Source organism: Oceanispirochaeta sp. M1, assembly GCF_003346715.1.
Classification (GTDB): Bacteria; Spirochaetota; Spirochaetia; order DSM-2461; family DSM-2461; genus Oceanispirochaeta.
On record NZ_QQPQ01000076.1, the window covers coordinates 1 to 11,207 of the forward strand.

Consider the following 11,207-nt stretch of genomic DNA (forward strand, 5'->3'; position numbering starts at 1 on the left):
TATTGTTCATGAAAAAAGATATCTGGCTATGGTTGAATAAGCCAAAACCAATGGCAGAATCAATGTTTTTTTCAGATGGTCAAATGGGGCTGTTTTTATGAAGCAATTTTATCTTGGACAGCTGTGATTTATATTATTTCAGCAGAGCATATTCTATAAAAAAAATCACTCCTCTGTCCTCTCTTCTTCAAGTTAATTTCAAAAGTTTTTACGATAATGAACCATAAGAGGAGAGAGTATAAGACAATTGTCATCCAAACTTTCAAACCCTATAAAAATATGATAATATAAGCTCGCACTTATACTTCCATTTTTAGAAGATTCAAAGAGATTTACTTGTCATCAGGAGAAACCAGAACATGTCTGAGAATAAGCCAGAAGAGAAGCTCCTCCGCTTTGCAGCGGCTGCTCCGGCAGTACCTAAAACAGAATACGGTTATAAGTATAAAGTCATTGTTGCTGATGATGATAAGGATGTACATACGGTCACCCAGCTGGTACTTAAAAACTTCATCTTTGAAGGCGCAGGTATTGAATTTATAGATACCTATAGCGGTGAAGAAACAATTCAGGCTCTGAAGGATAATGATGATATCGCAGTAATCCTGCTGGATGTGGTTATGGAGGAGAATACCTCAGGTCTCGATGTTGTTGAATATACCAGGAATGTATTGAAAAATGACATGACCAGAATTATTCTGAAAACAGGCCAGCCCGGGATCGCACCCGAAGAAAGAGTCATCATAGACTACGACATCAACGACTATAAATCTAAAGCAGAACTCACTGCCCAGAAATTCACCACGACCCTCCACACCGCAATCCGCAACTACCGGGATCTACGTAAACTGGCCAATCACAAAAAAGGCCTGGAGATGGTCATTGCGTCATCCGCTGATTTTTATCATTATAATAATCTGAAAGAATTCTTTTCAGGCCTTCTCAGCCAGCTGAATAATCTGAGAAATTTTCACAGTGATGCCTTTATGGCCAGCACCATGAGAGCTCCAAAAGAAGACAGTTTCATAGCCTATTCACAGGAAAATCAGTTTCATCTGATTGCAGGTACAGGACGTTTTTCCGGGGAATGTGAAAAACCTCTTAATGAGATGAATCTTAAAGTTGAATTGACAGAATTCCTCAAATCAAAGAGAGAAAGGACCCTCTACTATAAAAAGGATAATGAGTGCTATATCGGGTATTATAAAGGTTATGACAATTCAGAGAACCTTATCTACCTCGAGGGTCAAGTCAATGAGATAAATGAAGATATGATCCGCCTCTTTCTGACTAATTTCAGCTTTGCCTTTGACCGGCTCTTTATGAATAAGAAGATGATAGGCGGTATGAAGCAGATTATTATGATGCTGGGGGAACTGATCGAATACAGAGATGGAGAGACAGGCTCCCATGTCCGCAGAGTATCCGAAATGGTCTATCTGATGGCAAAAAAAGCCGGGAAAAGCGATGAGGAATGTGATGATTTAAGCATAGCCTCCATGGTTCATGATATCGGAAAAATTGCCATTGATGATGCCATACTGCGAAAACCTGGAAAACTTACAACAGAAGAGTTCGCTATTATCAAGGAACACACCAGTACTGGATATGCAATCTTAAAGGATTCCACCATTTCGACAATCAGGATTGCCGCCGAAATAGCCCTGAATCACCATGAGAAATGGGAGGGGGGAGGATATCCCAATAATATCAGCGGAGAAGAGATACCCTGGGCTGCCCGTTTAACTGCTATAGTTGATGTTTTTGATGCTCTTGCCAATAAGCGCTATTATAAAGATGCATGGCCGGAGCAGGAGATATTCGACCTTCTTAAAAAGGAAAAGGGAATAGCTTTTGATCCACCCCTGGTTGAACTCTTCTTTGAAAATAGAGATGCTATTATGGAAATTCAGAAAAAATATCCCGACTCTTAATATTAATGAAAATGATTTAATTTGATTGATTTACAAGATGCTCAGAAATTTTGTCAGCACAGATCCGGACCTTTGCGGCCATGTCTTCGGGCTTAATTGTTCCAAAGAAACTCTTATCCCAGCTACAGCTGATAGCGGCAACAATATTATCAGCATGTCCGGATATGGGAACTCCCACACATCGGAAATCCAGACGGTCCTCCTGATTATCAGATGACCATCCTCTGTCTCTGCACTTTCCCAGATCATCCAGAAAATTCCGGGGCTCAGTTATAGAGTAGAGAGTATAGTGAACCATCCCCTTCTCCTCTATTATCTTCAGAATATTGTCATCGCTATGATTGAACAGCAGGGCCTTACCCAGAGATGTGGTAAAAAGAGAACGTTTCTGCCCTATGATGGAATACTCTCCGGGCCTCTCTGTGGAATCAACTTTATCCAGATAAGAGACTTCATGATCCATCATAACTGCCAGAAACACAGGAAAGCCGACCTGCGCCGATAATTCCATCAGAAAGGGATGGGCTTCCGTTTTGAGTTCCAGGTTTACAAGAAAGGGGCTGGTCAATTCCAGGAATTTTGAACCGATTTTATAGGTATTCAGAGCCGTATTTTTATCGACATATCCCTTTTTCACCAGATCGGCTGTAATTCTATAAACCGTACTGATGGGAAGTGACAGAGCTGCCGCCATATCACTCAGATTGATTCCCTGGGAATTATGAGAAACAAGTTCTATTATGTCAAATGCTCTGTCTATGGATTGAATGCTCATGATATTGGTTCTCCCAGCCCCTTCCTTTTTACTTATTTATTCCCTGTGAGGATAATACAGACCGGCAATTTTGTCGCTGATCTCTTTGCTTAGACTATAATCCAGTGAATCTATGTTCTCCTTGATCTGCTGCAGTGAACTTCCTGTAATAAGGGGAATCATTCCCTGCTCTCTCATCCAGCTCAGAACCAGCGTATTGGCTGAAACATTCATATCTGCCGCAGCATCTCTGAAATAGTTCAAAATCTCATTATTCTGGGGAGTATCGTAATCAGCAGGCATATCTCGGTCTGTTCTTCCGAAAAATCCCTGCAGGAGGGGAGAATAACAGAGTAGTGCTATATCCTGAACCTTGCAGTAATCCAGCATTTCAGCAGTGACAGGGAGCTGTCTCCCAAAATTAGCATTTACTTTAGGCCAGAGAACAGAGAGCTTTGCCTGTGTACAGCTGAAGGGAGTCCATCCGTTCTTCTCTGCAATTTCATTAGCTGCCGCCATGCGCCAGGCATAAAAATTACTTGAACCCAGAGCTTTAACCTTTCCGGATTTAACAACGGAATCAAAGGCTTCCATATACTCTTCCTGGGGAGTGTCATAGTCATCGGTATGGGCATAGAGCAGATCAATCTGCTCAACACCAAGACGCTTCAGACTCTTATCCACTTCCTGGATAATCAGCTCTTTTTTTAGTCCCAGAGGAACAACACCGTAGGGAAAACCCATCTTTGTGGCGATCTGAACATCAGCTCTATTTGATCTGGATTTGATCCAGCGGCCCAACATCAGCTCTCCCACAGGCTCAGGGAATCCAGGAATCCAGGTTGCATACTTATTGGCGGTATCATAAAAACGGCCGCCCTGATCATAGTAATAATCCATCAGGCGGAAGGATTCATCTTCGGGCACTTTGATACCGAAGTACATAGTTCCCAGGCAGAGCTCAGAACTGCTGATACCTTTATTTCCTATCTTAATATTCTTCATTTCAAGTCTCCACACTGTACAAGAATTTTCATAACAGAGAGATCTTCATCAAGATCTTTAAAGGCCTGTTCCATCTCTTCCAGAGGATATATTTTTGATATAATTGACTCCGCAGGAAAATCGTCTCTATTTAAAACCTGAAGAGCCTCATCAAAATCTTCGGCCGCATATACTCTGGCACCAAACAGCTCAAGCTCTTTCCAGAAGAAGTCCTTCAGACAGACTTCGGGATTTGAACCGAAAATACCTACCAGTACGATCTTACCACGGGGACGGGCAAAGGCGGTCATGGAGAGTGCTCCGGGCTGAGAAGCTGAAACTTCAAATACGATATCAGCCAGAGACCCGTTATTCATCTCTTTCAGGGCTGCAGGAATATCATCTTTAGTGGGATTAAGGGTTTTAATACCCAGTGACTCGGCAATTGAGAGACGGGTTTCATTTACTTCGGAAAGGACAAAGGTTACACCCTTACTTTTAAGAACCTGTGCAATAAGAATTCCGATGGGGCCGCCGCCGATAATCAAAGCAAAATCATCAGATGTAGCACCCGAGCGACGCACATCATGACAGGCTACAGCCAGGGGTTCTACCAGAGCAGCATCTTTCAGACTTACACCTTCGGGAACCTTATGCAGGATTCTCTGATTTACATTCCAGGAAGACTGAAAGGCACCTTCAGAATCCAGACCGATAAAGTTCAGGTTTTCACAGATATGTGTAAATCCTCTCTTACAGGTGGGACATTCACCACACCAGTCCAGAGGGCGGACAACAACTGTATCACCGATATTATGGTCTTTAACCGCAGATCCGCACTCTCTGATAACACCGGACATCTCATGCCCGATAATGGCATCTTTACCTATTCTGGCATCCATAACACCATGGTAGGCATGTCTGTCAGTGCCACAAATCCCGCAGTATGCTACTTCGAGGCGTACTTCCTCAGGCTTCAGGGGCTGTGCTTCTCTTTCTACAACTTCTATTATTTTATTCCCTTTATAAAGGGCTGCTTTACTCATTTATTTCTCCTAACCATTCAGAGCAATAGAATTGCTCTGAGATTCTTGACACTTAAGGTCGAAGGTTCTAAAGACCTCGACCAGAGCTATTACTCGGAAGGCCGATATCCCATTTTTTCTGATATTAGCCGTGACACTTCAATGAGAGTATTTATTATTTTATCCTGACTTGCAGGATTCATATCTTCTTTATTGATAGAGGTACTCATAGCAGCAATAATATGTCCCCGGTAATCATAAATAGGGGCGGCAAAACAGATAATGCCTTCAATAACTTCCTCATAATCAACCGACCAGCCTCTGATGGAGCTGGTTTCAAGATCCTTGAGAAGCTGTTCTCTACTGCTGACAGTAGTTTCAGTAAATCTTTCAAAATCACAATTCTCAATATATCTATCAATATCTTTAGTACTAAATCCCAGAAGTAGGGATTTACCCAGTGCTGTACAGTACAGGGGCTTCCGCTCACCTATGCTTGTATAACGTCTCAGCTTATTAAAACTATCATGCCTATCAATATAAACGGCTTGATTATCCATCAAAGTGGCCAGAAAAACGGTCATTTGCAATTCTGATGACATCTTCTTTAAAAAAGAGCCGGCAACACCCTTCAAATCAAGTCCATTCAGATAGGAACTTGATAATTCAATAAATTTCTGACTCAAACTGTAACGTTTATCCCTATCCTGCTGGATATATCCTCTATCTGAAAAAGTACCGAGGATTCTATGAACTGTAGTTATATTAAGATCAACCTTTTTTGATAACTCAGAAACGCTCAGACCCGCAAAATCACGGGACAATGTTTCCAAAACTAAAAAAGATTTGTCCAGTATTTGAACAGCCATAGAAATCCTCCAGATTCAAATCAATCGGGAGAATTTTCTCCCGATTCAGTCACTACATTTTAGCGAGCTAACCATCCACCGTCTACGGCAAGGGTATACCCGTTTACATAGTCCGAAGCGGAAGACGCCAGGAATACAGCAGGACCTGCGACATCTGAAGGAAGTCCCCAGCGGTCTGCAGGAATACGTCCCAGAATTGCTGCTGATCTTTCAGGATCATTTCTGAGTGCTTCTGTGTTGTTTGTATTCATATAACCAGGGGCGATTGCATTTACATTGATATTATCTTTTGCCCATTCACAGGCCAGAAGTTTGGTTACACCCATGACAGCACTCTTACTGGCTGTATAGGAGGGGACTCTGATTCCACCCTGGAAGGAGAGCATGGAGGCGATGTTGATGATCTTTCCGCCGTTGCCCTGCTTCATAAACTGTTTTCCAACAGTCTGACAGAAGAAAAACACTGTCTTGATGTTGATATTCATTACATCATCCCAGTCTTTTTCAGAAAAGTTGATGGAATCTTCTCTTCTGATGATTCCGGCATTATTCACGAGAATATCTACAGAACCGTATTTGGCGACAGTCTGGTCTACGATGCCCTGAATGGGATCGATTGTCATCAAGTTGGCCTCTATTCCGAGGAACTCTCCGCCTTTTTCTTCAATCATCTTTGCTGTCTCAGGGGCAGCAACATAGTCTACACCTACAACCTTGGCACCGGCTTCAGCCATACCAAGACAGATTCCCTGTCCCAGTCCTGTACTACAACCTGTAACAATTGCTACTTTACCTTTTAAATCAAAACTAATTGCCATTTGTGTTCTCCTATAGAACAAATATTTTATTTTATTACCTACAGTAATATTTACATAAATAATTTTCCCCGCCACAGCGCCGAAGGGTCAGCATCTTAGTGCTACATAAACTGAGAGGGCAGCCATGTACTGATTTCGGGAACAAATGTTACCAAAAGCAGAACAATCAGGTTACAGACAATAAAGGGCAGAGCACTCTTAAATATCTGTGTGATAGGCAGTCCGCAAATTTTTGTTGCCGCATTCAGACACATCCCGACAGGAGGTGTTACCAGTCCTACAGCACAACCTGTAATCATGATGGCACCGAACTGCAGATCTCCAATTCCGAAGTAGCCCATTACAGGAATGAGAATGGGACAGAGAAGCAGAAGTGCTGGAGTTACATCAACAAAAGTACCAATAAAAAGAATCAGAATATCTACAAAGATAAGAATCCAGAATCTATGAACATCAAGATTCAGCATAAAGTTGGCTACCATGGCAGGAATCTGTTCAACAGCCAGAATCCAGGTAAAGATCATGGAAAAACCTACAATGATCATAATGGAACTGGACATCATTACTGTCTTTTTTAGAATGCCCGGGAGATGCTTCACCTTCAGTTCTTTGTAGATAAAGAATCCCAGAAGCAATGAATACAATACTGCGATTCCTGCAGATTCACTGGCTGTTGCCACACCAAATGAAATAGAGAGAACAATAATAAGAGGCATTATAATTGCCAGAATTCCATCACGGGTAGTCTTTGTAATCTCATCCATGCTTATCTTTTCCCGAGGAGGGTGATAGCCTTTTTTCGCTGAATACAGGTAAACAATTACTAGCTGTGAAACACCGATAAGGACACCGGGAATAAGGCCGGCAAGAAAAAGTTTTCCAACAGAAGCACCAGATATCATGGCATACATCAGCATAGGTACAGAAGGAGGTATAATCATCCCCATAGTGGAGGAAGCAACGGTGATACCTGTAGCAAACCCTTTGCTGTATCCTTTTTTGATCATTTGGGGAATCAGAACTGAACCAAGAGCTGAAGTATCAGCAACAGAAGATCCGGAGATTCCTCCGAAAATCATACTGGCTACAACATTTACCTCTCCCAGTCCACCGCGAATAGGCTTTACTGTAAGAAGACTGAAGTTGATAAGTCTTTTAGTCAGGCCGCCTCTATTCATCAGCTCACCGGCTAGAATAAAGAGGGGCATGGCGATAATTACAAAACTGTTTGTTCCGGACCATACTCTCTGAGGAAGAGTAGAAATAAATGCTGGTTGCTCTAGAAGCAGATAAAGCAATCCCGATGCACCCAGCGAATAAGCAACGGGTACACTTAAAAGTATCAGCACAAAGAGGCAAAACATCATTAAAAATAGACTCATGATTTAACCTCCTTTTTGCTAAATCCAATTTCCTCACCAAGCACTTCAGCTTCCTCTAAATGAATCTCATTCCGGTCATAACCGTATTCAGGCTCATCAATAGAAATAAATACACTGAGAATATTAATAATGCAGTAAAAAATGGAGAGGACACAACTGATGGGAACCATTACATACAGATACTTTGTAGCTACCTGGAGTCCGGGAGATTTAACATTCCCGACTTTATCGATCCAAACAAGGCTGTTCTTGAACAGATAATACAATACAAAGATGATTACCAGATTTACCAATATATCAATATAACCGCGCATACGATCGTTTGCTTTCTCGCTGAAATAGGCAATACTAATGTGATCACGCTCACGAATGCCCAATGCCGCTCCGTAGAATGTGGTAGCGACGAAAACCATTGTTATGGCCTCTTCTCCCTTAACAAAAGTTATGTTGAAAACATAACGGAGAAATACTGATAGAATTATGCTGACTGCCAGAATACCCATCATGGAGTAACAGTATACAGACAGAACTTTATCTAATATTTTAAGAAATTTATTCATTTTAAACCTCGGATTTGAAAACAGACCGCTCTGAAGAACGGCCTGTCAAAATCAGTCAGATATTATTTACCGGAGGCAATGGAAATTGCTTTATCCAGTTCGGCCTGAGTAAAGAAACCTTTACCCATGTAGTACTCATATACGGGAGCACATGCATCGATGAATTCTTTTCTTTCAACTGCAGTGGGAGTATAAACTTCAACACCAGCATCCTTGATGATCTGAAGATACTCATCAGAACTGTCGGCACGCATTTTATTCTGGCTTTCGGTATAAACATCAGCACCCATATCAACTACTTTCTGAAGATCTGCAGGCAGTGTGTTAAACCAGTCAAGAGCTACACAGAAGGGCTCAGGGTTGAATAGATAATGCATAACTGTCATGTATTTCTGAACTTCCTGGAACTTCATTGTTGCAATATTCATGTAGGGATTTTCCTGACCGTCGGCAACACCTGTTTTAAGAGCCATATATACTTCTACATAAGGAATAGACACAGGGTTGGCACCCAGTGCTTCCATAGTTTTGATAATAGCTTCAACGGGGGGTGTTCTCATTTTAAGTCCAACCATATCAGCGGGAGTATGAACAGGTCTGATGTTGTTGGTTACGTTTCTTGAACCTGCATCACCATTGGCAAGCAGTTTGATTCCATACTGTTCAGCATCTTTGTTGATTTCATCAGCGAGATCAGAATTGGCAAATCTCATAAGAGCTTCCTGATCAGCAAAAAGGAAGGGCATAAGGTAGAGGTTCAGCTTGGGAGTGATTGAATCAAAGACACCACCGAGGTAACCTTCCTGGCTTCCCAGTTTCAGGGCTTCCAGCATTTCCGCTTCTTTACCAAGCTGTCCGGAAGGATAGATTTCTACTACAATTCTACCTTCAGATTCTGCTTCAACATAGTCCTTGAACTTCAGCAGGGACTGATGACGTGAAGTTTCAGTGGGCATAGAATGACCGAATTTCATTGTGTAAATTTCCGTTTCATCAGATCCGCTGTCTTTCTGACCTTCTGCCCATCCAAAGGACAGGAAAACCATCAGCATCATTAAAACGACTAGACTCTTTTTCATAATAACTCCTCAATTTTTTATCCGGATATACATCCGTGATTCTTCTTTTTATGGGTAAAAACCCAAATCTGCTTTAATATATTTTTTTTAAATAATGGCCAACTTAATAAGCTGAAAAATCGTTCCAGGCATCCCACATTGCCCAGAAATTCTCGGGAGGTACATCCTCCTGTATGTTATGAACCGGCACAAAGACAAAGCCTCCACCGGGAGCCATAATATCCAGGTTCTTTTTCACCTCATCACGAACTCTTTCAGGGCTGCCTTTGGACAGGACCTCCTGAGTATCGACACCGCCGCCCCAAAAACAAATATCCTCTCCAAAATCCCTTTTCAGACCCTTTAGATCCATGGTAGATGCTGTGTACTGTACGGGATTCAAAATATCAATTCCTGTTTCAATAAATTTGGGAATAAGAGGTTTTACGGCTCCACATGAATGGAAGAAGACCTTGATTCCAGGAATTTTATTTTTAATAAAACTGATATATTTAGTCATTGAAGGAAAGACAATATCCTCCAGCATTCCTTCAGAAACAAGCAGAGATTGCTGAGTTCCAAGATCATCACATTCAGCAGCAACCAGGAAGCTGTCCTGAAGTCCTCTGTCAACAATATAATCACCGAAAATATCCCAGTACTGCATCTTATGCTCTGCAATCAGGTCCATAAGCTCACGGCTTTCATCGGGATAGAGTGCCATATCCATATAACCGTTTTCATAACCCCTGAATCGGAGGAACATCTCTGTCAGTCCGGCGCAGTTTCTGTCGGCAACCAATGCAGCCTCTCCCAGTTCGGCTCTCTGTTTATCAAAGAGTTCATAGTACTCAGCCTTTCTGCAGCTCAGATCGGGTATTGTAAGATTTTTGAGAACATCCTGAATGTCTTCATACTGCTCCAGGGGATGACTGGTCTGATTAAAGTAATAATCCTTTCTTTCAACCATTTCCCAGCGGCAGTTGTACTGGTCAATAAATGACCAGGTATCACCCTCTTTCTTCAGTGATTTATCCTGATCCAGAACCCGTCCGGCTCCGATCCGTCTGGTATCAACTTTGAGTTCTACAAGTTTTTCTTCAGGGGGAATTATTATCTGGGAAACAATATCTACTGTTTTGGAATCATCAAATTCGGGAGAGAGCCCCCGATGTTTCATGGCGCGTTCCCAAGCTATACCGGAAATGCTTGTTACTGTCGTTCCTGCCAGGTCATAAGGAACCCTGTCTGCTTCTTTATGGTTAAGGGCAAGTTTCATTCTTTTTAAGGATGTCATCAACTAAAAATCTCTCTTTTTGAAACTATAAAATCATTTTCCATGTTTTCACATTATGAAATCTGTTTTCATTATATATCAGAATAGTGATGAGTCAACTTTTATTTTTATTATTTTAATTTTGAAATATGGGGGTATGAGATTTACGGGCATTCCACCATGCACCTCTCCCAATCTGAAATAAATGAACCATCCCGTAACCTTTCGATGACAGCAGCACTTGGCAGCTAATAAGATCTCCCCGGGTAATGCGTACTGCCGGGCGAACATATATTAAGTAGGGTGAAAAGAGACCTTTTCTCAAAGAGTCTCTTTTCATCCCTCTTACAGAACCGTACGTACGGACCTCGTATACGGCTCCTGTTCAAAATATCCCGAAATAGGGACGACTGGACCAGCATTCACATCAGTCAAATGAAACAGACCAAGATCTTTAAACCATGCGTTAGGCATGGCCATATTAGCAAGAACACTACCGGAGTTTCTCCAGCAGGACATTTTAATCAATAGGTAGTCACCATTATGA

At 41.8% G+C, this 11,207-nt stretch carries 11 protein-coding genes; 1 reads left to right on the forward strand and 10 read right to left on the reverse strand.

What is annotated here, in order from left to right:
• Nucleotides 1-359: 359 nt before the first annotated feature.
• A complete protein-coding gene (locus DV872_RS24995; RefSeq protein WP_114632702.1) occupies nt 360-1,934 on the forward strand; it encodes an HD domain-containing phosphohydrolase in 1,575 nt (524 codons plus the stop codon).
• 16 nt (nt 1,935-1,950) lie between these two features.
• On the opposite strand, the gene DV872_RS25000 is transcribed toward DV872_RS24995, so the two are convergent.
• The 10 genes from DV872_RS25000 to DV872_RS27055 all read right to left on the reverse strand — a co-directional run.
• A complete protein-coding gene (locus DV872_RS25000; protein ID WP_114632703.1) occupies nt 1,951-2,709 on the reverse strand; it encodes an IclR family transcriptional regulator in 759 nt (252 codons plus the stop codon).
• A gap of 36 nt (nt 2,710-2,745) precedes the next feature.
• Nucleotides 2,746-3,693 carry an aldo/keto reductase gene (locus DV872_RS25005; protein ID WP_114632704.1) on the reverse strand — a complete coding sequence of 316 codons (948 nt, stop codon included), beginning with the start codon at nt 3,691-3,693 and terminating at the stop codon, nt 2,746-2,748.
• Entirely contained in the window at nt 3,690-4,718 is a 1,029-nt protein-coding gene (locus tag DV872_RS25010) for a zinc-binding dehydrogenase (protein WP_114632705.1), read from the reverse strand. The genes DV872_RS25005 and DV872_RS25010 overlap by 4 nt, the downstream gene beginning before the upstream one ends.
• 89 nt (nt 4,719-4,807) lie before the next feature.
• Nucleotides 4,808-5,566 carry an IclR family transcriptional regulator gene (locus DV872_RS25015; RefSeq protein WP_114632706.1) on the reverse strand — a complete coding sequence of 253 codons (759 nt, stop codon included), beginning with the start codon at nt 5,564-5,566 and terminating at the stop codon, nt 4,808-4,810.
• Nucleotides 5,567-5,625: 59 nt separating this feature from the next.
• Entirely contained in the window at nt 5,626-6,384 is a 759-nt protein-coding gene (kduD, locus tag DV872_RS25020) for a 2-dehydro-3-deoxy-D-gluconate 5-dehydrogenase KduD (RefSeq protein ID WP_114632707.1), read from the reverse strand.
• A gap of 101 nt (nt 6,385-6,485) precedes the next feature.
• Nucleotides 6,486-7,766, reverse strand: coding sequence for a TRAP transporter large permease (locus DV872_RS25025; protein ID WP_114632708.1), 1,281 nt, complete (start codon nt 7,764-7,766; stop codon nt 6,486-6,488).
• Nucleotides 7,763-8,326, reverse strand: coding sequence for a TRAP transporter small permease (locus DV872_RS25030; RefSeq protein WP_114632709.1), 564 nt, complete (start codon nt 8,324-8,326; stop codon nt 7,763-7,765). The genes DV872_RS25025 and DV872_RS25030 overlap by 4 nt, the downstream gene beginning before the upstream one ends.
• Before the next feature lie 62 nt (nt 8,327-8,388).
• Nucleotides 8,389-9,405, reverse strand: coding sequence for a TRAP transporter substrate-binding protein (locus DV872_RS25035; protein ID WP_114632710.1), 1,017 nt, complete (start codon nt 9,403-9,405; stop codon nt 8,389-8,391).
• A gap of 103 nt (nt 9,406-9,508) precedes the next feature.
• Nucleotides 9,509-10,663, reverse strand: coding sequence for a uroporphyrinogen decarboxylase family protein (locus tag DV872_RS25040; protein ID WP_196167407.1), 1,155 nt, complete (start codon nt 10,661-10,663; stop codon nt 9,509-9,511).
• A gap of 342 nt (nt 10,664-11,005) precedes the next feature.
• The coding region (locus tag DV872_RS27055; RefSeq protein ID WP_216664450.1) for a hypothetical protein at nt 11,006-11,207 on the reverse strand (202 nt) is incomplete at its 5' end.